This window comes from Mesorhizobium sp. M0207 (genome assembly GCF_040321995.1).
Lineage (GTDB): Bacteria > Pseudomonadota > Alphaproteobacteria > Rhizobiales > Rhizobiaceae > Mesorhizobium.
The window spans coordinates 1-24,533 of record NZ_JAMYSQ010000026.1; the positions used below are offsets into that span (position 1 = coordinate 1).

A 24,533-nucleotide genomic window follows, 5' to 3' on the forward strand; every position below is an offset into this window, starting at 1 on the left:
CTGATGACAAACCGCTCAGCGGCAGCGCAAGATCGTTCATGGTGGGTGTGGTCTCCGGGAAATGGTTCGGATCGGCTTAAGCAACCAAATCCTACGTCATTTCCGATCAGATCCCGAGCAGCCAGCCAGTATTCGACCGTCGCTGGCGCCTCCGCCCACTGAGGCCTTGTGCTTCCTCCAGCGAGTCAAGCCGATCACCATGCGTGTCGCCAGTTCTGGTGCTCACCCACGTGCCATTTGCGATCTTGTGTCGGTGAGAGCACCGCAAGCACCTCCCCTGCTAGAGGGCAAGGCGGCTTGCGTCGCCCGTGTTGTTACTATTCTTCGCTGTGATCGGAGTTTTTTTGTGGCTTCGGAATCGGGACATTCGGCTTTGCAAAAAAATAGGCCGTCGTGGTCGATCGTCACGCCCCCGAGTTCGGCGGCACGATGGAACGACAACGGCAGCGCAAGCTCCATTTGCGCGAGGGGCTCGTCCCTTCAACTACTTGATGCATTTGCGCTTTGCGTACCTCCGTGCATGTTGCTCGATGCCAGGCGGAGACCTCCGTCTCAAACGATCGCGCATCGATGCAACGCCCACGCGTTGATCGCCATGATCGCGGCGATCGCTTTGCCGCGATCGCCGCAGCCGTTTTCGAGCACGACAACCATGCCAGCGGTGTCGGCAGCGATGCGCATGCAAAAATTCACAGATGCATTCTGGCCAAATGCTAGCTGCCCAGCAAATGTCCGGCATTTCGCAAGGCCCCTAGGAAGAGACTGGCATGGCCGTTGGCATCGATCTTGGCCTGCATCGACAGGGGCATGCTGTGCCAGGTCTCCAAGGGCGCAATGAAATGTGAGAACGTACCGTTGACGATGCAATGGTGGGTAACAAGGCCCTGTCTGTCCAACGCCAGCACGCCGATCTGGTCGCCCTGATATCGGATGGCTGCGACCCGCTGGACCCCCGCATGACCGTCGACCCGCACGTCGAAAAGCAGGATGCCGCGGCTCCTGGTGGCTACCTCGGCGGCCTTTTCAGCGAAGCTTAAGGAGAGCGAGCGGACGCTTTCGACCGCCAGCCGTAAAACCATCAAATCCAGTTCATCCACTGCCATAAGGTACCTGCGCGCAACACATGGGTGATAGCAATCGACCACACCGCTTGTTCACAGATGTCGGCTCACGACCGATCATTCAGGGTTTGCCGGTCGTCCATTGACCGAGGGCGTGCTCCGGTTCGAACCGATCCTGAAGCGGAATGCGCTGGATCTACGGAACCCGAGGCCAAAGTTGCCGCGACAATTGATGTCGTGATCATTCCAGACATCTGCATCGGCGTCGCTGAACATCCCACTGGTAAGTCCGTTCTCTTGCGGCAAGCCCATCTTCGGGCCGTCTTGTACCTGAAACCCTCGCGGTGGCGTCCCTCGAAGCTCTGGACCGCTGGGCGCTTGATCGTCGAGAACTTTGTTTACGAAGGTCCGGACCTCCTGCAGAGCATATTCCGGTGCGCTCGCCTTTGAGCATTCCGCTGAAGCGTGACGTTTCGCTAGTCCGTGTTCCTTGCAGGCTCACCGCGAGGGCGCCTTGCACACAGCGGCACGTCAGCGCATGAAACTCGTCCCCCGTTCACTTCACAAAATGGATTTCCTGAAGTACTGGGAGCGCAGAGAAATCTCCGGTCGCAGCCTACCCGGTTAAAACAAGGACCCAAAAATGAAGACTCTCGTCGTCTGCTCCGGCGGATTGGACTCCGTTACCCTTGCTCACAAGGTGGCAGCGGAGCACGAACTCGCCGGCCTCCTATCTTTCGATTACGGCCAACGGCATAGGAAGGAATTGGGCTTCGCCGCCCTTTGCGCGGAGCGACTGAGCGTCCCGCACCGCATCATCGACATCCACGAGATCGGCGGCGGCCTTTCCGGCTCCGCGCTGACCGATAATGTGGACGTGCCCGACGGGCACTACGCCGAAGACACGATGAAGGTCACGGTGGTGCCGAACCGGAACGCCATCATGTTGGCCATTGCCTTCGGCTTCGCCGCAGCGCACGGCGCTGAGGCGGTGGCGACGGCCGTGCATGGTGGGGATCATTTCATTTATCCCGACTGCCGTCCGGCCTTCATCGACGCTTTCCAGATGATGCAGGACCACGCGCTCGACGGCTACGCGGAGATTCGCATTTATGCACCCTATGTGAATCTCACGAAGGCGGACATTGTTAGGAATGGAGCAGCATACGGCACGCCGTTTGCGCAGACCTGGTCCTGCTACAAGGGCGCCGAGCGTCACTGCGGGAGGTGCGGGACCTGCGTCGAGCGGCGCGAGGCGTTTCATCTCTCTGGGCAGCCGGACCCCACCGACTACGAGGACTCCGACTTCTGGCTCGATGCGCTGCGAAGGAGGACCGCGTAATGTTCCGCATCACCAAGGAATTCCACTTCTCAGCCTCGCATCAGCTCACCTCGTTGCCACCCGATCACCAATGCGCGCGCCTGCACGGGCATAACTACATCGTTGAAGTGGAGCTTTCAGCGAATGGACTGAACGACAACGGCTTCGTGCGCGACTATCACGATTTGGCGCCATTCAAACGCTACATCGACGAGAGCTTCGACCACCGACATCTCAACGACGTGCTGGGACATGAGCAAGTCACGGCGGAATATCTGGCCAGACATTTTTATGAATGGTGCAAGGCACGCCTGCGCGAAACCTCGGCCGTGCGGGTGAGCGAAACGCCGAAAACCTGGGCGGAATACCGGCCATGACCGATACGCATCCCGCAATCCGCGTGAGTGAGATTTTCGGGCCGACGATCCAGGGCGAGGGCGTGCTCATCGGTTTGCCGACGGTCTTCGTCAGAACCGGCGGGTGTGACTATCGCTGTTCCTGGTGCGACAGCCTGCATGCGGTGGACAATCAATTCCGCCATGAATGGGAGATGATGTCCATTGGCGCGGTGTGGCAAAACGTGCTTGCGCTTTCCGGTGGCCGCCCGCTGATGGTGTCGCTGTCAGGCGGCAATCCGGCCATCCAGCCGCTCGGCGCGCTCATCGAGCGAGGCCATGGTGAAGGTTACCGTTTTGCGCTGGAAACCCAAGGTTCGGTGGCCAGGGACTGGTTTGCCGACCTCGACGTGCTAGTCCTCAGCCCAAAGCCGCCGTCAAGCCAAATGACGACCGATTGGGCCGCTTTCGAGGCGTGCCTCCAGGCGGCACAAGGCAGGCCGCAAGTCGTGCTCAAGCTCATTGTTTTCGACGAAAGGGACTACGCCTACGCGAAAGACGCCGCTGCGAGATTTCCGCGACTTCCGATCTATCTGCAACCCGGCAATCACACGCCGCCACGCCCCGCAAATGAAGACGCGCCTGTCGACCTTGACGGAATATTGAAGCGCATGGAGTGGCTGGTTGATAGCGTGACCCGCGACAGGTGGTTCGAAGCCCGTGTGCTGCCGCAGCTGCACGTTATGCTCTGGGGTAACAAGAGAGCCGTCTAGCCTGGGCCCGCTTTTCACTGAAACTGCGCCGGCGGATATTCGGGTGGACGGGTTGTCCCACGCTTGACGGCGCTGCCGGGGTGCTTGCGGACTTTCTGCCACCGGCACCAGGAGCGTGGCCAGCCGCTTACGACTCGGAATGTTGCCGAGGCTCGGTTTCGACGGGCGTCGGCTTGGCGCGAACCAATCAAAGGTTAGCGCGAGCCACGGGTGGATAGTGTGGTGGTGCGATGCGGCGGCGCCTGCTGCAGCTGGCAGGGTCCTTGCGGATTCTTGTTGCAAGGCCGAAGGGAGCTGTCGGCCGACAACCATGATCTGGCCAGGACGATTGTCGACTGCTTCCGATACAGAAAAGAGGCCGGACTCGACGTGGCGCTTCAGGGACTGCGAAATGGAATACGGCGCCGGAAGGCACGACCGGACGATATCGTCGCTATACCAAGACGCGTCTGGTCCGCTCCGAATCCTGTCTCGACACGACGGTCGCCGATCAACAGTGAAAAATGTAGCGCAATCGGTTCACGATCGACTGAGAACCATGACCGTTCCTCTGCGGTGCTCAGACTGCCGCTGAGTGCCTGGCCGTTCCACTTTCGAAATATTTGTCGAACTTTGCCGCGATGCTCCTGACAAAGGGCCGGCTTTCCGCAGGCACGACGAAGCGGTCACCATCAAGTTCAAGCAACCGCGCAGGATCTTGGAGGGCCGTGGAACTCGCTCGGACGAGAAGTCTTTGGCCGGCTTCGCCAAAGCGCTCCACCAGCTCAATCGCCGAGAAGGCGAAGTCACACATCAATCGCTCGATGATCCAGCCGCGAACACGGTCGTCGTCAGAAAGCGCGATACCCCGAACAGCGGCCAGCCCGCCATCAGCAACCATGCGTCCATACTCGGCGGTCGAAGGCATATTCTGTGCATAGCCCTGGCGAAACTGGCTGATGGACGATGGGCCGAGGCCGATCAATGTCTCGTAGCAGTCCTCGGTGTAGCCTTGGAAGTTCCGGTGCAAAGTCCCGGCGCGGGCCGCAAGCGCCAGCGCATCGCCGGGCTTGGCGAAATGATCGAGCCCGATTGCTTCGTATCCCTGGTCCATGATCGCCCGCGCTGCCAATTGCGATTGGGCAAACCGCTCCGCCGGACCCGGCAACCAGGCCTTGTCGATCATCGTCTGATGTTTCTTGAACCACGGCACATGGGCGTAGCCAAAAAGCGCGATCCGATCCGGTTCCAGGGTCAGTGCCTGTGCAGCCGTGGAGGCGACGCTCTCCCTGGTCTGATGCGGCAGGCCGTAGAGCAGATCGAGATTGACGGATTCGACGCCGCGCGAACGAACGCCATCAACAACCGTCTTGGTCTGCAGAAAGGTCTGCTCGCGGTTGATCGCTTTCTGCACCTTCGGGTCGAAATCCTGGACGCCGAGGCTCGCCCTTGTCATGCCGATTTCGGCAAGTGCATCGAGGCGGGCATCGTCCATATCGTTGGGTTCGATCTCAACGCTGATCTTTGCACCGGGGAGAAACGTGAAGCTGTTGCGCAGGACGGTTCCCAGCGCCACGATATCTTCCGGTTTGAGCATCGTCGGCGAACCGCCGCCGAAATGAACCGCGCGAACTCGGCCCTTGCCGGTGACAAGACTGGAGACGGTGGCGATCTCGGCATGCAGTGAACGGAGATATGTGGTCACTGGTTCGTAGTGGCGCGTCTGTTTGGTATGGCACGCGCAGAACCAGCAGAGCCTGTCGCAATAGGGAATATGCAGGTAAAGCGATATCTCGTCACCACCTTCGAGCGCCTCCAACCAGCCTCGGTAAACGACGGCATCGACCCCCGCATGGAAATGCGGCGCGGTCGGATAACTGGTATAGCGCGGGACGTTCTCGCCAAGTCTGGCAGCTAGCTCCAGTCGCATGTCGTGGTCCACCGTGTTTGCGTCGCCGGAACTGTGGATGCTTGGATGAGCCTAAGCCCTGATTTCGATCAGCGTTCAGCACGGACAAACTGCCGCAAGGATTTTTCTACCGTCGATTGCTATCCTGCCCGCACTGGACAAGTAGAGCGATCGAATGACATTACGGCAGGACATTCACAGTTCCGGCATTCCCGTTCTTTGCCTGTCTTGCGAGGCACGGCACCGCGGTGTCTGTGGTGCGCTCGAACCAGACCATTTGGCTCAGCTCGCCAAGACGTCGTCGCGGCACAATATCGAGCCGGGGGTCGAACTGATCGGCGACGCCGAGGCGGTCGACTGTTATTCAAACGTGCTTTCAGGCGTGGTGAAGCTGACGAAGAGCCTTTCGGACGGCCGCCAGCAGATCGTCGGTCTCCAGTTCGCGCCGGATTTTCTGGGACGGCCCTTCAAGATGAAAAGCGCGATCAATGCGGAAGCGGCAACAGCTGTCTCGCTATGTTCGTTTCCGAGAGCGGCCATCGAACGGTTGATGAAGGAATCACCGGAATTTGTGCATCGCCTGTTCAAGCAGGCGCTGAACGAACTCGACGAGGCACGCGAATGGATGGTGACTCTGGGGCGCAAGACCGCACCGGAGAAGGTGGCGAGCTTTCTCCTCATGATCGCCCGGAACATCGATTCCAGTGTTGACCCGGCGGCTAGGTCGGCGTGCTTCGAGCTGCCGATGACGCGAGCCGACATCTCTGATTTCCTTGGAATTACAAACGAGACCGTGAGCCGTCAGCTGACCAGCCTGAGAATGGACGGCGTGATTCGGATCGAGAACAACCGCCGTGTCACCGTGGACAGCATGAGCCGGCTGGAACGGCGCTGCGGCGGCCGAGGCGCAACCGCCCTTTGAATGACATCGAAGCTGCATGGCCTACGTCACTTATTTCGTTCGGGGCAGGGCATGCTCGCGTTGGGCTTAGAAGAAGCCGCATAGCGACAGCCCGCTCTCCATCCGATCGCCTGAGCCAGGTGTGTTTCGGCCAACTCGTCGGCGAAGCATCCATCCTCGAGGTGCTCGACGTGCAACCGGCTGTTCCAGGCAGGATTGCACTCGGCCGAAGTCAATACGCCTCATACGCAGGGGAAAATCGCCGTCTCCCCGAACCATGAATGCACGAAGGCAGCGCAACGCTGGCGCTGGATGTCCCAAGGCATTGAAACGATCGACGTTCGGCAAGGCATCGGCCTACTTTCCAGCGTCACAGAAGGCGCGCTTCCCCACACGCCCGCGATCGCCTCCATACCCGGCCCGACCGGGGACGCGGGGCCTGTCCGTAAGCGTGGCGGCCGGTGCCGCGCTTCCACATTCGATCGCCACAGTCTGATCGCACCGAACTCGATGCTGCTCGAAGCAAAATCGTGCGGCTCTGACATGGATCAGGGCGAGCAGGCCACGGCTGCGCAATAAGGCACTGCGGTTGGCGCCCGCCGGAATTGGAAATCGGGGCTTGCGATGAAATTCGGCACAGAGATCGTCCTTCTAAGCCTGTTTGCGTTTGCGGCCCTGGTGGCTGCCGGCTTCGGCGTAGATGAACCTTTTCGCCGGCATATGTGGGTTTTGTTCTTCGCCGTGGCTGGCTTCACTGCGATTCTGTTGCGCAACACGGAGTTCAAGCCGGCAGTTCCGATCGACCCCGCCGCTTACATGGATGGGCCGATCCGCTACGGTGCCATCGCCACCGTATTCTGGGGCGTCGTCGGCATGCTGGTCGGCGTGGTCATCGCCCTGCAGCTCGCCTACCCCGATCTCAACATCCAGCCCTGGTTCAATTTCGGCCGACTGCGGCCTTTGCATACTTCCGGCGTGGTTTTTGCCTTCGGCGGCAATGCACTCATCTGCACGTCACTTTATGTCGTGCAGCGGACCTGTCGTGCCAGGCTGTTCGGCGGCGATCTCGCCTGGTTCGTGTTTTGGGGCTATCAGCTGTTCATCGTCATGGCGGCAACCGGCTACCTGCTCGGTATCACCGAGAGCCGCGAATACGCCGAGCCCGAATGGTATGTGGACCTGTGGCTGACCATTGTCTGGGTCGCCTATCTCATCCTGTTCCTCGGCACGATCCTAAAGCGCGAGGAACCGCACATCTATGTCGCCAACTGGTTCTACCTTGCCTTCATCGTGACCATCGCAATGCTGCATGTGATCAACAACCTGTCGATGCCGGTCTCCTTCCTGGGCTCCAAGAGCTATTCAGCCTTCTCCGGCGTACAGGACGCCCTGACGCAATGGTGGTACGGCCACAATGCCGTCGGCTTTTTCCTCACCGCCGGCTTCCTCGGGATGATGTATTATTTCGTGCCCAAGCAAGCCAACCGACCGGTCTATTCCTACCGGCTGTCGATCATCCACTTCTGGGCTTTGATCTTTCTCTACATCTGGGCCGGTCCGCACCACCTCCACTACACCGCCCTGCCGGACTGGGCCCAGACGCTCGGCATGGTGTTCTCGATCATGCTCTGGATGCCCTCGTGGGGCGGCATGATAAACGGCCTGATGACGCTCTCGGGCGCCTGGGACAAGCTGCGCACCGACCCGATCATCCGTATGATGGTGATGGCCATCGCCTTCTACGGAATGTCGACCTTCGAAGGCCCAATGATGTCAATCAAGGCCGTCAACTCGCTCTCGCACTACACCGACTGGACCATCGGTCACGTCCATTCGGGCGCGCTCGGATGGGTTGGCATGATCTCGTTCGGCGCGATTTATTTCATGGTCCCGAAGTTATGGAATCGCGACCGGCTTTATTCGCTGCGGCTCGTCAACTGGCACTTCTGGCTGGCGACGCTTGGGATCGTCGTTTACGCCGCGGTGATGTGGGTCTCCGGCGTCATGCAGGGCCTGATGTGGCGCGAATACAACGAGCAGGGCTTCCTGGTCTACTCCTTCGCCGAAAGCGTCGCCGCCATGCATCCCTACTACATCATGCGTGCCATCGGCGGCGCGATGTATCTGTCGGGCGCCCTCCTCATGGCCTGGAACATCGCCATGACTATCCTCGGCTACCAGCGCGAGGAGGATCCGATGCCACGCTCCATCCCCGCCCTCCAGCCTGTGCGATCAGGAGCCAGAAAATGGTCCTGATGGACAGACACGCGGTCATCGAGAAGAACGCCACAGTTCTTCTCCTCGGGTCCCTGCTGGTCGTAACGATCGGCGGTATCGTCGAGATCGCGCCGCTCTTCTATCTCGACAACACCATCGAGAAGGTGGAAGGCATGCGGCCCTATTCGCCGCTCGAGCTCGCCGGGCGCAACATCTATGTGCGTGAGGGCTGTTACCTCTGCCACAGCCAGATGATAAGGCCGTTCCGCGACGAGGTCGAGCGCTACGGCCACTATAGCCTGGCGGCCGAGTCGATCTACGACCACCCGTTCCAGTGGGGCTCGAAGCGCACCGGGCCGGATCTCGCCCGGGTCGGCGACCGCTACTCGAACGGATGGCACGTCCAGCATCTCACCGAGCCGCGTTCGGTGGTGCCGGAATCGATCATGCCGAGCTACGCGTTCCTGAAGGACATGCCCATCGAGGTGAAGGATTTCTCGACGCATCTGATCGCCAACAGCCGTGTCGGTGTGCCCTATTCAGACGACATGATCGCTCATGCCAATGCCGATCTCATGGCGCAGGCCGATGCGAATGCCGACACATCGGGCCTGGAGAGACGCTATCCGAAAGCCAAGGTTGGGGACTTCGACGGCGATCCGCAGCAGGTCACCGAAATGGATGCGCTGGTCGCCTATTTGCAGATGCTCGGCACGCTGGTCGATTTCAGGACCTATGACGAAGCCGCCGGTTACCGCTGAGGAGAATGGCGATGACCTACAATTTCATGCGGGAGTTTGCCGACAGCTGGGGCCTGCTTGCCATGGCGCTTTTCTTCCTCGGATGCGTTGCCTTTGCACTTCGTCCCGGCAGCCGCAGGCAAGCCGAGAGAGCCGCTCACATTCCTCTCAAGGACGACTGATCATGGGCAGCGAGCATATCGACGAGGTTTCGGGTATCTCGACGACCGGCCATGAGTGGGACGGCATCAAGGAACTCAACAACCCGCTTCCCCGCTGGTGGGTCATCACCTTCTACATCACCATTGCCTGGGCGATCGGCTACACCGTCGTCTATCCGGCATGGCCGATGCTGACTTCCGCGACCAGGGGTGTGCTGGGGTATTCGAGCCGCAGAGACGTCAAGAATGAACTGGCCGCGGCCGAAGTGGCCAAGGGTAAATTTGTCGCTGCCATTCAGGCGAAGACCGTCTCCGAGATTACTGCCGACGATACGCTACGCGAATTCGCCGTCGCCGCAGGTGGCGCCGCGTTCAAGGTCAATTGCGTGCAGTGCCATGGCTCGGGCGCTCAAGGGTCCAAGGGTTTTCCCAACCTAAACGACGATGATTGGCTGTGGGGTGGCAACGCCGAACAGATCCAGCAGACGATTGCGCACGGCATCCGCTTCGCATCAGACCCGGATACGCGCCTGTCGGAAATGCCTGCTTTTGGCGACATCATCACGACGGATCAGATCAAGCAGGTCGGCGCCTATGTCGCAAGCCTCTCCGATCCTGTTCAGGACACAAGCCTGATCGAACTCGGCGCCAATGTTTTCGCCGAGAATTGTGCGGCCTGTCATGGTGAGAATGCAAAGGGCAACAGGGAGCTCGGCGCACCCGACCTGACCGACGCGATCTGGCTATACGGGTCTGGCGAAACAGCCATCGCCGCGCAGGTCCGCGCGCCGAAGCACGGCGTCATGCCGGCCTGGATCGGGCGTCTCGGCGAGATCAAGGCCAAGGAACTCGCGGTCTATGTCCATTCGCTTGGTGGCGGAGAATAGGTACGCAGCCTATTCTCGTCCTCCCCCCCACCGCCAAGCGACGAGGCCCGGCGCGAGCCGGGCCTCGGCATCATCCAGAAACCGATGGGTCGCTGGTGACTGGAGCTTCTCGTGCTCGATAACACGCAAATAGAACGGCTCGAAGCCGATGCGGTCAACTCCGCCAAGACCCGTCAGCCGCTCTATGCCGCACGCAAGAAGATCTTCCCGAACCGGGCCTCTGGCAGTTTCCGCCGCTTCAAGTGGTCGGTGATGGCAATCACGCTGGGGATCTACTACCTGACACCTTGGCTGCGGTGGGATCGCGGGCCATTTGCCCCGGACCAGGCCGTGCTGGTCGATCTTGCCAACCGGCGTTTCTACTTCTTCTTCATCGAGATATGGCCGCAGGAATTCTACTACGTCGCCGGCCTGCTGGTCATGGCCGGTGTCGGCCTTTTCCTGATCACATCCACCGTCGGCCGGGCCTGGTGCGGCTATACGTGCCCGCAGACCGTGTGGGTCGATCTGTTTCTGGTCGTCGAGCGAGCCATCGAGGGCGACCGCAACGCGCGCATCAAGCTCGATGCCGGTCCCTGGACTGCGCGCAAACTCGTGCTGCGAACATCGAAACACGCCATTTGGCTGGTCATAGGGGTGCTGACCGGCGGCGCCTGGATTTTCTATTTCGCCGATGCGCCGATGCTGCTTGGGGAACTCTTCACCGGCACCGCCGCCCCCGTCGCCTACATCACCGCCGCCGTGCTGACGGCGACGACCTATACGTTCGGCGGGCTGATGCGCGAGCAGGTCTGCACCTACATGTGCCCATGGCCGCGCATCCAGGCGGCCATGCTCGACGAGAATTCCCTCACCGTCACCTATAATGACTGGCGCGGCGAACCGCGCTCGCGTCACGCCAAGAGGGTCCTTGCCGCCGGGCAGCCCGTCGGCGACTGCGTCGACTGCAATGCCTGTGTCGCGGTGTGCCCGATGGGGATCGACATTCGTGATGGCCAGCAGCTTGAATGCATCACCTGCGCGCTCTGCATCGATACCTGTGACGGTATCATGGACAAGCTCGGCAGGGAGCGCGGACTGATTTCCTATGCGACGCTGGCCGACTACAACGCCAATGTGATGCTGGCGACCCCGGGCGGCTCCGGTTCAGTCAACCCGTCACTGGTCAGGAGCGCTGACGGCCTGTTCTCCGACAAGGTGGCCCGTTTCCATATTCGCAAGATCTTTCGCCCGCGCACCTTCATCTACATGGGCGTCTGGTCGGCGGTCGGTCTCGCGCTGCTCTATTCGCTGCTGACCCGCGAACGGCTCGAATTGAATGTCCTGCACGATCGCAACCCGCAGTTCGTGACGCTGTCCGACGGTTCGATCCGCAACGGCTACACCGTCAAGCTGCTCAACATGATCCCCGAACCAAGAACGATCATTGTCACGATGCAGGGCCTGCATGGAGCCGAAATAAGCGTTGTCGGCATCGACCTGCCGGCGGATCGCTCCTTCGCCGTCCCGGTCGAACCCGACCGGCTGAAGATGCTCAAGGTTTTCGTGCGTCAGCCGGCAGATCAGGTTCGGGGTGCAGCGCAAAGCTTCAAGTTCCGGGTCGAAAACAAGGCAACGTTCGAGTCGGACGAATATACGGCCACTTTCAACGCACCGGAGAGCGCCAGATGAGCGACACCTCGCGACAATCCCGCGAATTCACCGGCAGGCATATGCTGTTCACCATCCTTGGCTTCTTCGGCGTGGTCATAGCGGTCAATCTGACGATGGCGACGCTCGCCAACACGAGCTGGACCGGCCTTGTCGTCGAAAACACCTATGTGGCGAGCCAGCAATTCAACAAAAAGGCCGAGCAAGGGCGAGCTCAGGCGGCCCTCGGCTGGACTGGCAAACTGACCATCGCAGGCGGTGAGGTCCGCTACAGCCTCACCGATGCTGTCGGCAAGCCGGTTGCCTTGCATGGCGTCAAGGTGCTGTTCCGTCATCCCGCCTACGAGGCCGAGGACAAATCCGTCACTCTTGAGGCTGCCTCCGGTCAGATATTCGCCGCGCACCACACGCCCAAGGATGGCCTCTGGATCGTCGAAATCGACGCCGATGCGAGCCTTGCGGAACCCTATCGCGACGTTCGCCGGATCATGATTTCCCACGGGGCGCTGCAATGAGCTGCTGCGCGCCAGGCGCCCAAATGGCATTGGACCTGGAAAAGGTCACACTGGTCCTGCCTTCTGGCCAGGAAATCAGACTGGCGAGCCGCTCGATTGGCGAAAATCTTCGCCAGACCGACCTCTCGGTGCCGGCTGTGCATTGTGCCGCCTGCATCCAGACGATCGAGACGGCGATCGGCAAGCTAGATCGCGTCGAAGGCGCTCGTGTCAATCTTTCGACGAAACGTGTTTCGGTCCGGTGGCGCGGCGAGGAGGTTCCGCCATTCGTCGCCACACTTGGACGGCTGGGCTATGGCGCGCACCTGTTCGATCCCGAGGCTGACGGGAAGGACAAGACGCTCTCGGAACTGATCCGCGCCGTCGCGGTCGCCGGCTTTGCGGCGGGCAACATCATGCTGCTATCAGTCTCCGTCTGGTCCGGCGCGCAAGGCGCGACCCGCGACCTGTTCCATTGGGTCTCGGCCTTGATTGCCATTCCTGTGCTCGCTTTCGCCGGCGGCATCTATTTTCGCTCGGCCTGGAATGCGCTGCGCCACAGCCGCATGAACATGGACGTGCCGATCGCGGTCGGGGTATCGCTCGCTTACGCCATGAGCCTCTACGAGACGATCAACCATGGCGACCATGCTTATTTCGACGCGTCGGTGTCGCTGCTGTTCTTTCTGCTGATCGGCCGCACGCTGGATCACGTGATGCGGGAACGGGCACGGACGGCCGTAAACGGACTGGCTCGGCTGGCGGCGCGCGGCGCCATGGTGCTGCGCGAGGATGGTTCGCGCGACTACTTGCCGGTTGGCGAGATCGAACCAGGAATGGAGCTCTTGATTGCGGCTGGCGAGAGGGTGCCCATCGACGGCAGGATCATTGGCGGGGCATCGGATCTCGACTGTTCCCTGGTTTCCGGGGAAAGCACGCCCAGAACGGTGGGCCCGGGGGCGCAGGTCCAGGCCGGTACACTCAATCTCACCGGTCCGCTGACCATCGAGGCGACGGCCGCCGCGAAGGATTCATTCCTGGCCGAAATCGTTCGGCTGATGGAAGCGGCAGAGGGCGGCCGCGCCCGCCATCGCAGGATCGCCGATCGCGTCTCCGCGCTCTATGCCCCCGTGGTCCACCTCACCGCCTTTGCGACGTTCCTCGGCTGGATGGCGGCGACCGGCGACTGGCACCGGGCGATAACCATCGCCATCGCCGTTTTGATCATCACATGCCCGTGCGCGCTCGGTCTCTCCGTGCCGATCGTACAGGTGGTCGCTGCGCGCCGGCTGTTCGAAAGCGGCGTCATGGTCAAGGACGGCTCCGCCATGGAGCGCCTGACGGGGATCGACACGGCATTGTTCGACAAAACCGGCACGCTTACGCTCGGACTGCCAAGGCTGATCAATGCGCCGTCCATCGATCCGATTATGCTCGCCATGGCGGCCGAGATGGCAGCGCATTCCCGCCATCCCTTTTCGAAGGCAATCGCTGGCCATGCAGCCTTTGCCGGCCAGCCGAAACTCGCGTCCGTCAGCGAGCATCCGGGCTTCGGCATCGAAGCCATCGCCGAGGGCAGTACCTGGCGGCTGGGTCGCCGCGGATGGGCTGAGTGGAAAGCCCGGACCGGCGGCGAAGGCAAACAAGGCTATGGCGGAACCGTTCTGACGAAGGACGGGGTCATTGTCGCGACTTTCGATTTCGAGGATGAGCTGCGTGCCGATGCCAAGGCGGCCATCGAGCAACTGAACGGCGCCGGCGTGTCGGTGGAGATGCTGTCGGGCGACACAGAAGCTGCCTGCGGCGAGGTCGCGGAAGCACTGGGCGTCGAGCGCTTCCTTCCCGCGCTGCTTCCCTCCGGGAAGGTCGAACACATCGAAGCATTGACGCGAACTGGCCACAAGGTGCTGATGGTCGGTGATGGGCTCAACGACACGCCTGCATTGGGTGCCGCACACGTTTCGATCGCTCCGGCCACGGCGGCGGATATCGGTCGCAACGCCGCGGATTTCGTGTTCCTGCGTAAAAGTCTTCTGGCGGTCCCACTTGCTTTAGACATTTCGCGGAAGGCCGGACGGCTGATCCGGCAGAACATCGCCATCGCGATCGTTTACAATGGCATCGCCGTGCCGGTCGCCATTCTGGGGCACGTTACGCCACTGATCGCGGCGGTCGCGATGTCCGCCTCGTCCCTCCTGGTCATCGGCAATGCGCTACGCTTGCAAGGTTTCGTGTCAAATGCATCGGTGCAAGATGCCCGACATGACAGGCACTCCGACATTGGCGCACTGGCACAATCCTCATGACGACGCTCGCCTACCTCATACCTGTGGCCCTGTTCCTCGGAGCGCTTGGGCTGGCCGGGTTCCTGTGGGCCTTGAGGAGCGGCCAATATGAAGATCTCGATGGCGCCGCCGAGCGGATCCTGATCGACCGCGACGAGCCGCGCAGTTGACCCAGCCAGCCCTGCGACGTCTCGCTCGAATATTTTCCGCGGTTGCTTCGCGTCATGCCGATTTCGGCGCGCGACGGGTGCGAACGGATCAGCCAGAATACGTTGCCGAACTTTCGGCCAGGAAAGGGCCGCACCGAACGGGAAGCCGGCCATTCCATGATGACCTGACCAGATCATGGTGTGGCGGTCGACCAGTCGACCGTGAACCCGCCGTTGCCGCGTTTATCGAGCCTGGTTGATCCACATCAGGGTTATCTCTTCATAGGCATGGTTTATTGAGCATTTTTGAACGGAGAACGGATGTCTAACGGACGGTTAGGTCGCGTGGAGACGCTTGGGGAGATGAGCCGCAAACCGTGGATCGATTGCGATGCGTTCCAGTGCCCTTCGTCGCAGATAGCCGACGCAATGGCGGCACGCTGATGGCCGGCTCTGTCGATAGATTCGACGTTATTGTCGTCGGAGCCGGGCCGGTCGGACTTTCCTTCGCCGCGTCGCTTGCCCAGAGCCGACTCAAGGTGGCAGTGGTTGAACGGCAGTCGCTCGAAAGCCTGGCGAATCCGGCTTTCGACGGTCGCGAGATCGCGCTGACCCACGCATCGGTTGGAATCCTTCGCGAGCTCGGCGCCTGGGATGCCATCCCCGCTTCGGACAAATCACCGCTACAAGGCGCGCGCGTGCTCAACGGATCGAGCCCTTTCGCCCTGAGCTTCGATTCTCCCAGCGGATCTGGGGAACCACTCGGAATTCTGGTCCCAAATTGTCGGATCCGCGACGCCCTGTTCAAGCTTGTCCACTTCCAGGATCATGCCCAGCTGCTGTGCGGCCGCTCGGTCGTCAATGCAACAACCAGCCACAAAGAAGCAGTCATAACGCTCTCTGATGGCAGGCAATTGGCCGCTCGGCTGCTCGTTGCAGCGGATTCGCGTTTGTCCGCGACGCGCGACCTGCTCGGCATTGGCGCCGACATCAATCGGCTTGGCAACTCCATGCTGATTTGCCGAGTGAGGCACGAGCGCGCCCATCACCAGATCGCGGTCGAATGGTTCGATCACCATCAGACGATAGCGATGTTGCCGCTCATGGAAGGCGTGTCGTCGCTGCTTCTCACTTTGCGCTCAAGCGAGGCCGACAGACTGCTTGCTCTCGACGACGATTTGTTCCTCATGGAATCGACGAGCCGGTGTCGAGGACGCTTCGGAGAGATGACCTTGGCAAGCACCCGCCATGCCTATCCGCTGGTCACGACCTGGGCGCACAAGTTCTGGGCTCCGAGTGCGGCACTGATCGGCGATGCTGCCCTCGGCATGCACCCGGTGACCGCGCATGGCTTCAACATCGGCCTCAGTGGCCAGAAGCAACTCGCCGATAGAATCCTGGCGGCATGTCGCGAGCGCCGCGACATTGCTGATCCCGACATACTCGGCAGATACGAAAGCCGGCTGCGTCTGTCGGCGGCACCGCTCTATCATGCTACGAATGCACTTGTCGCTCTCTACTCAGGCGAGCACCCGGCGGCACGGCTTGCAAGACATGCAGGGCTTCGCTTTGCCCAATATCTTCCCTTTATCCGCCATGGCATTTCGGCCATGCTCAGGCGGTGAATCGCAGGCAGCGCTGCCGCTCTGGAACGCTATCTCGGCCCGGCTTCCTTTTGTCTCGCCGGGCGCGTTGATGCCGTTGGTAGGGCTGCTTCCATGGTGACGTTGCCGATCCTGGGATGATTCGGATCAAGGCACGCGTGCGGGCAAGAGCTCGATGGTCAGACGGCAAGGCCAAGAGGCAGACGTGCGCCCCGAAGACATGGTGAGCACACTGGTTATCCCCGCTGGATAGTTAACCCGTCCTTCAGTGGGCCTGCGTAGGCTTGTCCTCGCGAACAACGATGGGAGCAAGCTGGTCCGTCCATGGCCCCGAAGAATGAAGACACGCTGGAGGCCAAAATCCGTCAGGATCAGCTTGCTGACCTGAGGGCCGGCCTCTTCGTGTCGATGCCGATAAGCGCTATCCTGTCAGGCCTGATTTGGGCGGTGCACGCCCTTTCTGGCAGCGGCTTTGCCCCTGCAATTTGGTTCCTGGTCGTCAATGCGATAAATGCCGCCCGCCTTGCACTCGCGCGTTATCAGCTAAAGGAAACGGGGCGCCATGACGGATTAGTGGGGGTTTTGCCGCGGCTTCGCTGGTTTGGCATCCTTGCTCTTCTGGCAGGGTTTGCCTGGTCCTTCCTGGCCGTCCTGACTGTTGGATACACGACACCTCAAGCACCGCTGCATCTGGTCATTCTGGCGGGCATTTCAGCTGGTGCGGTTACATACGGCAGTTCGTATGCCGCGGCGGCGATCAACTTCATCACACCTCCGCTCCTCATCACGGTGGGTTGCCTTTTGGCGAAAGGCAATTTTGAAGACTACATTCTGGCTTTTACCGTTCTGCTCTTCATGGGCGGCTTGGTTCGAGCTTCGTTTGTTGGGCAAGCACGGTTCCGCGAAGCGAGCCGCCTGAGGCATGAGGCCGAGCGGCTTGCGGCGGAGATGAAGGCCAGTTCCAGGCAGGACCACCTGACGGCCCTTCTCAACAGGCGTGGCCTCGAAGACGCTATCGGACGGTTCGAGACCGCGGATGGCCCCTTCGTGGCAATGCTGGTTGACCTGGACGGGTTCAAATCCGTCAACGATACCTACGGTCACAGGACCGGTGATGAACTGCTTGTCAGGATCGCCCGCCGCATAGAGGAGGAAGCACCGGAAGGCTCAACGCTCGCTCGTATCGGCGGCGATGAATTCGTGCTGTTTTTTCCCTCAACGAGGGTTTCGCTTTCTGCCAATGATCTCGCCTCCAATATCATAGCAAAAATTGCCCGCCCCTATCGGGAGGTCGCGTCCGTCCGGGTCGGGGCATCAATAGGAATATACCTGGCGGAAAGCCCGGGCCTGACCGAAATGTTGTTGCGGGCGGATATCGCCCTTTATACGGCCAAGCGTCGTGGCAGGAACGAATTTTGCCTGTTCGATGCCGAACTCGACAGGGAACTGCAACGCCGCCAGTCCGTCGAACGGGACCTTCATTCGGCGATAAAGACGAGAAGCTTGCAACCTTGGTTCCAGCCGATCGTGAAACTCGACACCGAGGCCGTGGTCGGTTTTGAAGCCTTGCTGAGGTGGTCCCATCCGATTCATGGTGCCATCTCTCCACCCGAAATCATCACAGCTGCACGCGAAACCGGAATGCTTCAGCTGCTGACGCAAACCGTATTCGCCGACTGTTGTGCTTTTATCGACGGTTTGGTGAAAGCTGACTGTCGTGATCTCCGTGTGGCGATGAATGTTTCGCCGCGCGAACTGGAAGCCGGCGATATCGACGACATGGTTTTGGATGGTCTGGCGGCAAAAGGCCTCCCTGCAACGATGTTCGAAATCGAGATTACCGAAGAATCCCCGGTGGACCCGGACAGAGTGGATGAAAAGCTCGGACGGCTTTCACATGCCGGCATTTCCATCGCGCTCGATGACTTCGGCACCGGCTTTTCCACGTTGGCATCGCTCAAGGACAGTCGGATACGCAAGGTGAAAATAGACCAGGGCTTCATTCGCGGCTTGGCTAAGTCCCGAGAGGACCGACTGCTTGTCAAATCGGTCATCGATCTCGGTAACATGCTCGGGATCGAGGTCATGGCCGAGGGCGTCGAAACAGAGGCGGATCGGCAAACCCTGCACAAGCTTGGCTGCCGAACCGCTCAAGGCTTCCTGTTCTCCAAGGCTGTGCCTCTGAGCCAAGCACTGGAAATGGCAGTCAAACAGCACGCGAACCAGTTGTGACCGCTCCCGCCGCGCCGTCTCTCGCGGCCGTGCGCTCATGAGTGACGGGTATCTGAACTTCCTTGTTTGAAGAGCATGACAATCCGTGCTGTGCGTCAGCCGGCGAACAGTTCCTTGTAGCCGGTCGTCACCATCCAGTTCGCCCGGTCGATATGGCTGCGAAGAGCCTTGCGGGCGCGGACCGGTTCAAGGGCCGGGTCGATGCCTAGAATGAGATCGGCCATCTCCTCTTCGCTGGCATTGTCGGCGCAGGCATCCAGGATCCGCAGGTAGATCGTGAAATGCTCCCTGTCGTAACTCGTGAGGTTCTCCGACCAGGGGACTTCGTCGCACAGAGTTGAGTTTCGAGTCTCATCTGTTCCCATTGATCGATTCATGCCTGCGAACCTCGCCTGTTGAGCGCCCGCAGCATATCCCAAAATGGGATAATCCGAAACCGGGATTAGTCGCTGATCCGGTCTTTACCCGACCGGTTCGCCTACATGCCCAAGTCTCTTCGATCGCCCCGCCACCAGCGGTTTCTGGCCGAGTTGGTCTCCCTGCGCAAGGCCAAAGGCCTGACTCAGGCGCAGGTGGCCGAGAAGCTTGATCGTCCCCAATCCTTCGTGGCCAAGTACGAGGGTGGAGAGCGTCGTCTCGACGTCATCGAGTTTCTCGACTTAACTGCGGCGCTTGACGCTGATCCGTGCGAGATTCTGTCCAGCCTGCGGTCCTAGCGGGCGCCCGCGCGCCTAACGGCTCGCGCGGGTGCCGTGAACCGAGCGCGCTTTTCTTCGGCAAGCTGCCATTCCGCTGCGGGTGGGTCTGTGGGTCTTTACCAGGCCATGCCGATATAGGATGATAATCCTAATTATATACTTGACGTACCAAGCCGAATTTTCAATAAATGCAAGGACTTACCGCCAATTTTCGACCTGACCAACGAAATTTACCACGACGCTGACAAGGCCCGCGAGCATCTGGAGACTATCCATTGGCCTCATGGCCCGTTCTGCCCGCATTGTGGCAACGCCAACCCCGAGCGCATCACGAAGCTGGCGGGCAAGTCCACGCGCCCCGGCGTCTACAAATGCAACGAATGCCGTTTGCCTTTCACGGTCACGGTCGGCACCGTCTTTGAGCGTTCCAAGATCGGCCTGCATAAATGGGTGCTGGCTTCGCATCTCTACGCTTCGTCCAAGAAAGGCATGAGTGCCCATCAGTTGCATCGTATGCTTGGCGTCACCTACAAGACCGCTTGGTTTATGGCGCACCGCACGCGAAGCCATGCAAGAGGATGTTGCTTCTGCTGGTCCTATCGGCGGCAACGGCAAGACTGTTGAGGCCGACGAAACCTACATCGGAAAGCGCGAGACGCCTCGCGTATCAGCCCAACGTAAGGGGCGTCCTTTCACCAAGAAAGGCAAGGGCGGCGGTCGCGAAAAGCGCATCGTCGTCGGCTTGGTCGAGCGCGGCGGCAAGGCTCGCATGTTCCATTTGAACGACGCCACCAAGGCAACCGTCCGTGACGTGCTGGTGCGCAACGTGTCGCGAGATACCATCCTCTACACCGATGCGTCGAACCTCTACACAGAGACTGGCGGCGAGTTCGCTACCCACAAGACCGAAGCATTCGGACGGCGAATATGTCCGCTACGAGGACGGGATCGCCATCCATTCGAACACCATTGAGAACGTGTTCTCAGTCTTCAAGCGCGGCATGATCGGCGTCTACCAGCATTGCGGCGAGGCGCATTTGCATCGCTACCTTGCCGAGTTTGATTTCCGCTACCATCGCCGCATGGCTCTGAAAGTCTCAGATGCAGAACGCGCCGAGGATTTGCTTCGCATGGCCCGCGACTAGCGCCTTACCTATCGGCGGATTGGTGAAGCCGGTCACGCCTAAGCAGAAGGCGCGACGACTCCTGTGGATACGTAGAAAAAAGAGAACAAAACGAGATTGACGATCTTGTGCGAATCAAAGTTTCGCCAGAACGTAAAAGGCGACCGTCTGAACCACGGTCGCCTTTAAGTTGAAACCAAGCCGTTGGAGGGCTTGTTTGTGATCACGTCCATTAAGTTGCGCGTTACGCGATTCACGTCAAGCCCTCCTGTGGCGCAAATCACAGGAGGCCTACATGGCCGGAACTTTCCGAGTAAATTGTCACAAGCCTGATAACGCCGACAAGGACCGTCGTCTTCAGGGCCTCGGCGGCCCTGCCGCTGGCGGCTGGTATCGAGACATCGATACGATGATAAACAACGTCGAAAACGAAAATGAGCAATACTGGACGGTAGCGCCGACAGGAGAGTCCGTGTGGATTGTCGTACGCCAGCGTTCGAACGGACGGAAGTATCTTAAGACGGAGCCTGACGGCGTGGAGCCGAATAACCTGCTGGCACTCCCTCACTGTCCTTAGAGCCATCTGGCGCTACAGGCTGCTTGCCCTTCCCGGTCTTAGGATCGGGAGGGGTTTTCAACAGGCGTCGCAAAATCTCGTCGCCCTTGTCCTGGTCTTTGTCTTTGGGGGATTCTGACATGGCTACCTACAACGATCTCAACAACCTAAGTAGTGATTCGGACATCGCAACCGCATTGGGCGATATGGTCGTCGCTTGGGCGAACGCTGAAACCACACTCATGCATGCCATGTGTTCAATCTGTAACATGTCGACCAACATGGCGCATTTCGGCTACTATCGTATCCCAACTTTTGAAGCCCGAGTTAAGTTCCTCCTAGCGATGATCCCCGAGTGGGATACGTCTTCCGATCGAGACGCCATCTCAAAGGCAATTGAGAAAATCAGCGGCATGTCGGGCACGCGCAACAACTGGGTTCACGGAATCTGGAGCAAGGAAAAGACAACAGGCCAAGTTGTTGTGTTCAATTTCCGCGCCGCCGAAAACAAGGGCAGGAACAAGCCCGTCAAAGCGCATGACATCAACCACCATGTCGAAACCCTGATAGCCAATACTAAGGCTCTACGGAAGCTGCTCCCACCACTGCCATAGATGAGTAAATCTTGGCGACCATCCTTTGGTCGACAACGTCTCCCGTGGCGGTGTGAGGGCACCCAGACGAACGGAAATGCCCGCTTCGACCATCAGCGGCGTAATCTCGTTTTCAGTACCGGCCTGCCCGGCTGCTTTATCGAATCGATCATTGGTACGTCAAGTATACAATTGGGATGATAATCCTAGGTGGGGCGATTCCTCAACGGAGATCGCAATGGCTCGGACCAAACTTTCCAAGCAGCTTTCACAGGCTGAAATCGAGCGCTTTCTGGCGGAGGCGGAACGGCTGCACAAGAGCATCGTCCAGCCGCTTCTATCACCCACCAGCAACCATTACCGGGCTCTCCAACGCACCCATGAAGCGCTGTTAAAGACGGTGAAGGATATCACGGGTAAGGATGCGCCGTTCATTCAATGGTTCGGAACAGGACCGGTGAATTAGACCCGACTTGTAGACTCCAGGCTGCAAACGTCGCATTCTCTCTTCGGAGGGAAGGGGCGTGGGCAACCGTCGCTATCAAAGCAACTCCTGGCTGGCTTTCTTGCCTTCGAATCGACCCTGCCGCTGTCGCCTGCAACATCAAAGCCAATATAAGCCACAAACGGGCGAGCGCGTCTATCATGATCCCGGTCAGGAATATTACTGGGACACGCGCCTCAACCTGTTGAAAGGCGAGCGCTGGCTTTGTTCGTAGGAAGCCGCGCGCACGGTGGCGATGTCGTCGAGTTTCTCGACGTAACTGCGGCGCTTGACGATGGTCCGTGCGAAAAATCTGTCCAGCCTGCCGTCCTGGCGGGCGCCCGCGCGCCTGACGACGCGCACCAGGTGCTCGTGAACCGAGCCCGCTTTTCTTCGGCAAGCTCAGGCGGTCTCGGCCATTCGGCTTCGCCCCTTGCCGTGGGCAGCCCTTCGGGCTGAGACGGCCGCCGCCCTTGCGGGCGGCGCGGTTTGTCTGTTGGCCTTTCCCGGTGGCGCGGGGTGGGCGGCACTCCCTTCTAGGCCCGCCGCGGCAGCCCGCAACCCTTCGCGTGCCGCTCAGGGTCCTCCTCTTCGTTCCGGTCCTTCGGATGCGGTCCGCCTCCCACGGCGGGCCTTTCCGGTCGCGACTCGCCGCCCACCCCGCTTCCGGGGAAAGGCGCGGCGATTGGTGAGCGGAGGATGAGACGATGCATGCAAACAGCAAGCGTTCCGCCAGCACAGAGGCTGGCGCAGGCAAGGGCAGGCGCCCCGGCGCCAGCCTTTATCAGGAGATCACCGACCGCATCATTGCCGAGCTGGAGCGCGGCACCGTGCCATGGGTCAAGCCATGGGGCAGCGCAAAGGCAGGCCTTGGCCTGCCGAGGAATGCATCCTCTGGGCGCACCTATTCCGGCATCAATATCCTCATCCTGTGGGGCGCGGTCATCGAGCGCAGCTATCCCAGCCAGAACTGGCTCACCTTCCGGCAGGCGCTCGTCCTTGGCGGCAACGTCAGGAAGGGCGAGCGCGGCACGACCATCGTGCATGCCGACCGCTTTGTCCCCAAGGACGAGAAGGAGCGCGCACGCCACGAGGGCGATGAACCACAGGCCGTGCCTTTTTTGAAGCGCTTCACCGTCTTCAATGTCGCGCAGTGCGATAATCTTCCGGAAGACCTCTATGCCGCCGCCGAGCCGCTGCCTCAGTGCGAGATCGTGCCGCAGGCCGAGACGCTCATTCGCGCCAGCGGTGCGGATTTCAGGGTTGGCGGCGATCGCGCTTTCTACATGCCGGGCAGTGACCACATTCAGGTGCCGCCGCAGCCGGCGTTCCATCACCAGATCGACTATTACCGGACCTGCTTTCACGAGCTTGGCCACTGGACCGGCCACCCGACGCGGCTTGCTCGCGACCTCTCCGGCTCCTTCGGCTCCAAGGCTTACGCGCGTGAAGAATTGGTCGCCGAAATCACTGCCGCCTTCGTCTGCAGCAAGCTCGGTATCGAGCCGACCGTGCGTCATGCCGATTACATCGGCTCATGGCTGAAGGTGCTGCGCGAGGACAACCGCGCCATCTTCCGTGCCGCCAGTCTTGCCTCCAAGGCCGCCGATTTCCTGTTTGGCCTTCAGGCCGATGCCGAAGGCGAGGCGCAGGAAGGGATAGCGGCGTGACAATGCGCGATCCTCAACTGACCGCGAGCGAGCCGACGCCGCAAGGCGAGCAGATGCTCATTCCCGGTGTCCGGCCGATCACCACGCGCGATCGGCTCACCCTCCTGATGGACGCGCCGATGTGTCCGCGCGCGGCGCAAAAGCCGCTCGATATCGGCCTCTTCGATGAAGCCAGCAGAAATCAACTCGACCTGTTCTGACAAGGAGTCTTTCCATGATCCTGATCACCGATCCACTGCGCGCACGACTGCTCGCCAATGGCGCCGCCGACGCCGACATCGACCATTTTCCCGTTGTGAAACTGTTTAATCCGACAGGTGCCGCGACGTGGCTTCTGAGCGAACTCGACGCCGATGGCGACACGCTGTTCGGTCTTTGCGATCTCGGCTTCGGCTTCCCCGAACTCGGCAGCGTCAGCCTGGCCGAGCTTGCATCCCTAAAAGGTCCGCTTGGCCTCGGCATCGAGCGCGACCTGCATTTCCAGGCGCGCTTTACGCTCTCCGTCTATGCCGAAGCCGCCCGCATTTGCGGCCACATCACCGAGGCCGAGCGACTTCTGCGGCAGGCAGCAGACGCCCTTTCAAAGCCCCATTCCGAGCTTCCGCCCGACACGGCGGAACAGCAGCGCCGATAGGCGCAAAAACCGTCCCGCCGCGCCGGCCTTCGGCCTCTGCGGCCGGGACACCCTCAACCAAAGCGAAGGAGAGTAA

Annotated in this window: 26 protein-coding genes and 1 pseudogene; 22 read left to right on the forward strand and 5 right to left on the reverse strand. The window is 60.3% G+C overall.

Annotated features, from left to right (window positions below; genetic code table 11):
* Positions 1-552: 552 nt before the first annotated feature.
* Both NKJ15_RS26445 and NKJ15_RS26450 read right to left on the reverse strand, forming a co-directional pair.
* Positions 553-681 carry a hypothetical protein gene (locus NKJ15_RS26445; protein ID WP_352818617.1) on the reverse strand — a complete coding sequence of 43 codons (129 nt, stop codon included), beginning with the start codon at positions 679-681 and terminating at the stop codon, positions 553-555.
* Between the two features lie 32 nt (positions 682-713).
* Complete coding sequence (locus NKJ15_RS26450) at positions 714-1,103, reverse strand: hypothetical protein (protein WP_352453859.1); 390 nt, start codon at positions 1,101-1,103, stop codon at positions 714-716.
* 601 nt (positions 1,104-1,704) lie between these two features.
* Between NKJ15_RS26450 and queC the strand changes: the two genes are divergently transcribed.
* From queC to queE, 3 genes are read left to right on the forward strand one after another with little or no spacing between them, the layout of a single operon-like run.
* Positions 1,705-2,403 (forward strand): 7-cyano-7-deazaguanine synthase QueC, encoded by a 699-nt coding sequence (queC, locus tag NKJ15_RS26455; protein ID WP_031194962.1) that lies wholly within the window; start codon positions 1,705-1,707, stop codon positions 2,401-2,403.
* Positions 2,403-2,759 carry a 6-carboxytetrahydropterin synthase QueD gene (gene queD, locus NKJ15_RS26460; RefSeq protein WP_023722053.1) on the forward strand — a complete coding sequence of 119 codons (357 nt, stop codon included), beginning with the start codon at positions 2,403-2,405 and terminating at the stop codon, positions 2,757-2,759. The genes queC and queD overlap by 1 nt, the downstream gene beginning before the upstream one ends.
* Complete coding sequence (queE, locus tag NKJ15_RS26465) at positions 2,756-3,490, forward strand: 7-carboxy-7-deazaguanine synthase QueE (RefSeq protein WP_352453860.1); 735 nt, start codon at positions 2,756-2,758, stop codon at positions 3,488-3,490. Before queD ends, queE begins: the two co-directional genes overlap by 4 nt.
* Before the next feature lie 559 nt (positions 3,491-4,049).
* Here the strand turns inward: queE and hemN are convergent.
* Positions 4,050-5,399, reverse strand: a complete 1,350-nt coding sequence (gene hemN, locus NKJ15_RS26470; protein WP_352818620.1) for an oxygen-independent coproporphyrinogen III oxidase — start codon at positions 5,397-5,399, stop codon at positions 4,050-4,052.
* 154 nt (positions 5,400-5,553) lie between these two features.
* Between hemN and NKJ15_RS26475 the strand changes: the two genes are divergently transcribed.
* The 11 genes from NKJ15_RS26475 to NKJ15_RS26525 all read left to right on the forward strand — a co-directional run bounded on the left by NKJ15_RS26475 (position 5,554) and on the right by NKJ15_RS26525 (position 18,698).
* Positions 5,554-6,300 (forward strand): Crp/Fnr family transcriptional regulator, encoded by a 747-nt coding sequence (locus NKJ15_RS26475; protein ID WP_352453609.1) that lies wholly within the window; start codon positions 5,554-5,556, stop codon positions 6,298-6,300.
* Between the two features lie 603 nt (positions 6,301-6,903).
* Entirely contained in the window at positions 6,904-8,535 is a 1,632-nt protein-coding gene (gene ccoN, locus NKJ15_RS26480) for a cytochrome-c oxidase, cbb3-type subunit I (RefSeq protein WP_352818623.1), read from the forward strand.
* Positions 8,526-9,257, forward strand: coding sequence for a cytochrome-c oxidase, cbb3-type subunit II (ccoO, locus tag NKJ15_RS26485; protein WP_352818627.1), 732 nt, complete (start codon positions 8,526-8,528; stop codon positions 9,255-9,257). Before ccoN ends, ccoO begins: the two co-directional genes overlap by 10 nt.
* A gap of 11 nt (positions 9,258-9,268) precedes the next feature.
* Positions 9,269-9,418: a cbb3-type cytochrome c oxidase subunit 3 gene (locus NKJ15_RS26490; protein WP_023679629.1), complete on the forward strand. Its 150-nt coding sequence runs from the start codon at positions 9,269-9,271 to the stop codon at positions 9,416-9,418.
* Positions 9,419-9,420: 2 nt separating this feature from the next.
* Positions 9,421-10,284 (forward strand): cytochrome-c oxidase, cbb3-type subunit III, encoded by an 864-nt coding sequence (ccoP, locus tag NKJ15_RS26495; RefSeq protein WP_352516163.1) that lies wholly within the window; start codon positions 9,421-9,423, stop codon positions 10,282-10,284.
* 111 nt (positions 10,285-10,395) lie between these two features.
* Positions 10,396-11,955, forward strand: coding sequence for a cytochrome c oxidase accessory protein CcoG (gene ccoG / locus NKJ15_RS26500; RefSeq protein WP_352818630.1), 1,560 nt, complete (start codon positions 10,396-10,398; stop codon positions 11,953-11,955).
* A complete protein-coding gene (locus NKJ15_RS26505) occupies positions 11,952-12,449 on the forward strand; it encodes a FixH family protein (RefSeq protein WP_352474118.1) in 498 nt (165 codons plus the stop codon). Before ccoG ends, NKJ15_RS26505 begins: the two co-directional genes overlap by 4 nt.
* Complete coding sequence (locus NKJ15_RS26510) at positions 12,446-14,734, forward strand: cation-translocating P-type ATPase (protein WP_352818632.1); 2,289 nt, start codon at positions 12,446-12,448, stop codon at positions 14,732-14,734. Before NKJ15_RS26505 ends, NKJ15_RS26510 begins: the two co-directional genes overlap by 4 nt.
* The gene (gene ccoS, locus NKJ15_RS26515) at positions 14,731-14,883 is read left to right on the forward strand and encodes a cbb3-type cytochrome oxidase assembly protein CcoS (protein ID WP_023679633.1); all 153 of its coding nucleotides are present in this window, start codon (positions 14,731-14,733) and stop codon (positions 14,881-14,883) included. The genes NKJ15_RS26510 and ccoS overlap by 4 nt, the downstream gene beginning before the upstream one ends.
* Before the next feature lie 422 nt (positions 14,884-15,305).
* The gene (ubiM, locus tag NKJ15_RS26520; protein ID WP_352818731.1) at positions 15,306-16,487 is read left to right on the forward strand and encodes a 5-demethoxyubiquinol-8 5-hydroxylase UbiM; all 1,182 of its coding nucleotides are present in this window, start codon (positions 15,306-15,308) and stop codon (positions 16,485-16,487) included.
* A 303-nt stretch (positions 16,488-16,790) separates the two neighbouring features.
* Positions 16,791-18,698 (forward strand): putative bifunctional diguanylate cyclase/phosphodiesterase, encoded by a 1,908-nt coding sequence (locus tag NKJ15_RS26525; protein ID WP_352818635.1) that lies wholly within the window; start codon positions 16,791-16,793, stop codon positions 18,696-18,698.
* Between the two features lie 95 nt (positions 18,699-18,793).
* Here the strand turns inward: NKJ15_RS26525 and NKJ15_RS26530 are convergent, their stop codons facing one another.
* The gene (locus tag NKJ15_RS26530) at positions 18,794-19,063 is read right to left on the reverse strand and encodes a DNA -binding domain-containing protein (RefSeq protein WP_023722036.1); all 270 of its coding nucleotides are present in this window, start codon (positions 19,061-19,063) and stop codon (positions 18,794-18,796) included.
* 117 nt (positions 19,064-19,180) lie between these two features.
* Here NKJ15_RS26530 and NKJ15_RS26535 point away from each other — a divergent pair, with 117 nt between their 5' ends.
* From NKJ15_RS26535 to NKJ15_RS26555, 5 genes and pseudogenes are all read left to right on the forward strand, one after another.
* On the forward strand, positions 19,181-19,414 hold the full coding sequence (locus NKJ15_RS26535; RefSeq protein WP_352818637.1) for a helix-turn-helix domain-containing protein: 234 nt from the start codon (positions 19,181-19,183) through the stop codon (positions 19,412-19,414).
* Between the two features lie 189 nt (positions 19,415-19,603).
* A pseudogene (locus NKJ15_RS26540) lies at positions 19,604-20,541 on the forward strand (IS1595 family transposase).
* Positions 20,542-20,815: 274 nt separating this feature from the next.
* The gene (locus NKJ15_RS26545; RefSeq protein ID WP_352649467.1) at positions 20,816-21,097 is read left to right on the forward strand and encodes a DUF3892 domain-containing protein; all 282 of its coding nucleotides are present in this window, start codon (positions 20,816-20,818) and stop codon (positions 21,095-21,097) included.
* 119 nt (positions 21,098-21,216) lie between these two features.
* On the forward strand, positions 21,217-21,690 hold the full coding sequence (locus NKJ15_RS26550) for a hypothetical protein (protein WP_352480257.1): 474 nt from the start codon (positions 21,217-21,219) through the stop codon (positions 21,688-21,690).
* A 217-nt stretch (positions 21,691-21,907) separates the two neighbouring features.
* The gene (locus NKJ15_RS26555; protein ID WP_352818640.1) at positions 21,908-22,135 is read left to right on the forward strand and encodes a hypothetical protein; all 228 of its coding nucleotides are present in this window, start codon (positions 21,908-21,910) and stop codon (positions 22,133-22,135) included.
* Positions 22,136-22,333: 198 nt separating this feature from the next.
* On the opposite strand, the gene NKJ15_RS26560 is transcribed toward NKJ15_RS26555, so the two are convergent.
* Entirely contained in the window at positions 22,334-22,516 is a 183-nt protein-coding gene (locus NKJ15_RS26560) for a hypothetical protein (protein WP_352818643.1), read from the reverse strand.
* Positions 22,517-22,860: 344 nt separating this feature from the next.
* Between NKJ15_RS26560 and NKJ15_RS26565 the strand changes: the two genes are divergently transcribed.
* The 3 genes from NKJ15_RS26565 to NKJ15_RS26575 are packed head-to-tail and all read left to right on the forward strand — an operon-like array spanning position 22,861 to position 24,457.
* Positions 22,861-23,823: an ArdC family protein gene (locus NKJ15_RS26565; RefSeq protein WP_352818645.1), complete on the forward strand. Its 963-nt coding sequence runs from the start codon at positions 22,861-22,863 to the stop codon at positions 23,821-23,823.
* Positions 23,820-24,023: a hypothetical protein gene (locus NKJ15_RS26570; RefSeq protein WP_352549568.1), complete on the forward strand. Its 204-nt coding sequence runs from the start codon at positions 23,820-23,822 to the stop codon at positions 24,021-24,023. Before NKJ15_RS26565 ends, NKJ15_RS26570 begins: the two co-directional genes overlap by 4 nt.
* Positions 24,024-24,037: 14 nt before the next feature.
* The gene (locus NKJ15_RS26575; RefSeq protein WP_352818648.1) at positions 24,038-24,457 is read left to right on the forward strand and encodes a DUF2958 domain-containing protein; all 420 of its coding nucleotides are present in this window, start codon (positions 24,038-24,040) and stop codon (positions 24,455-24,457) included.
* The last annotated feature ends 76 nt before the right edge of the window (positions 24,458-24,533 follow it).

What these genes read in the sequence shown, in the direction of transcription:
- NKJ15_RS26445 (WP_352818617.1), bottom strand. Translation starts at nt 681, where the DNA reads ATGCGCATCGCTGCCGACACCGCTGGCATGGTTGTCGTGCTCGAAAAC.
- NKJ15_RS26450 (WP_352453859.1), bottom strand. Translation starts at nt 1,103, where the DNA reads ATGGCAGTGGATGAACTGGATTTGATGGTTTTACGGCTGGCGGTCGAA.
- queC (WP_031194962.1), top strand. Translation starts at nt 1,705, where the DNA reads ATGAAGACTCTCGTCGTCTGCTCCGGCGGATTGGACTCCGTTACCCTT.
- queD (WP_023722053.1), top strand. Translation starts at nt 2,403, where the DNA reads ATGTTCCGCATCACCAAGGAATTCCACTTCTCAGCCTCGCATCAGCTC.
- queE (WP_352453860.1), top strand. Translation starts at nt 2,756, where the DNA reads ATGACCGATACGCATCCCGCAATCCGCGTGAGTGAGATTTTCGGGCCG.
- hemN (WP_352818620.1), bottom strand. Translation starts at nt 5,399, where the DNA reads ATGCGACTGGAGCTAGCTGCCAGACTTGGCGAGAACGTCCCGCGCTAT.
- NKJ15_RS26475 (WP_352453609.1), top strand. Translation starts at nt 5,554, where the DNA reads ATGACATTACGGCAGGACATTCACAGTTCCGGCATTCCCGTTCTTTGC.
- ccoN (WP_352818623.1), top strand. Translation starts at nt 6,904, where the DNA reads ATGAAATTCGGCACAGAGATCGTCCTTCTAAGCCTGTTTGCGTTTGCG.
- ccoO (WP_352818627.1), top strand. Translation starts at nt 8,526, where the DNA reads ATGGTCCTGATGGACAGACACGCGGTCATCGAGAAGAACGCCACAGTT.
- NKJ15_RS26490 (WP_023679629.1), top strand. Translation starts at nt 9,269, where the DNA reads ATGACCTACAATTTCATGCGGGAGTTTGCCGACAGCTGGGGCCTGCTT.
- ccoP (WP_352516163.1), top strand. Translation starts at nt 9,421, where the DNA reads ATGGGCAGCGAGCATATCGACGAGGTTTCGGGTATCTCGACGACCGGC.
- NKJ15_RS26505 (WP_352474118.1), top strand. Translation starts at nt 11,952, where the DNA reads ATGAGCGACACCTCGCGACAATCCCGCGAATTCACCGGCAGGCATATG.
- NKJ15_RS26510 (WP_352818632.1), top strand. Translation starts at nt 12,446, where the DNA reads ATGAGCTGCTGCGCGCCAGGCGCCCAAATGGCATTGGACCTGGAAAAG.
- ccoS (WP_023679633.1), top strand. Translation starts at nt 14,731, where the DNA reads ATGACGACGCTCGCCTACCTCATACCTGTGGCCCTGTTCCTCGGAGCG.
- ubiM (WP_352818731.1), top strand. Translation starts at nt 15,306, where the DNA reads ATGGCCGGCTCTGTCGATAGATTCGACGTTATTGTCGTCGGAGCCGGG.
- NKJ15_RS26525 (WP_352818635.1), top strand. Translation starts at nt 16,791, where the DNA reads ATGGCCCCGAAGAATGAAGACACGCTGGAGGCCAAAATCCGTCAGGAT.
- NKJ15_RS26530 (WP_023722036.1), bottom strand. Translation starts at nt 19,063, where the DNA reads ATGGGAACAGATGAGACTCGAAACTCAACTCTGTGCGACGAAGTCCCC.
- NKJ15_RS26535 (WP_352818637.1), top strand. Translation starts at nt 19,181, where the DNA reads ATGCCCAAGTCTCTTCGATCGCCCCGCCACCAGCGGTTTCTGGCCGAG.
- NKJ15_RS26545 (WP_352649467.1), top strand. Translation starts at nt 20,816, where the DNA reads ATGGCCGGAACTTTCCGAGTAAATTGTCACAAGCCTGATAACGCCGAC.
- NKJ15_RS26550 (WP_352480257.1), top strand. Translation starts at nt 21,217, where the DNA reads ATGGCTACCTACAACGATCTCAACAACCTAAGTAGTGATTCGGACATC.
- NKJ15_RS26555 (WP_352818640.1), top strand. Translation starts at nt 21,908, where the DNA reads ATGGCTCGGACCAAACTTTCCAAGCAGCTTTCACAGGCTGAAATCGAG.
- NKJ15_RS26565 (WP_352818645.1), top strand. Translation starts at nt 22,861, where the DNA reads ATGCATGCAAACAGCAAGCGTTCCGCCAGCACAGAGGCTGGCGCAGGC.
- NKJ15_RS26575 (WP_352818648.1), top strand. Translation starts at nt 24,038, where the DNA reads ATGATCCTGATCACCGATCCACTGCGCGCACGACTGCTCGCCAATGGC.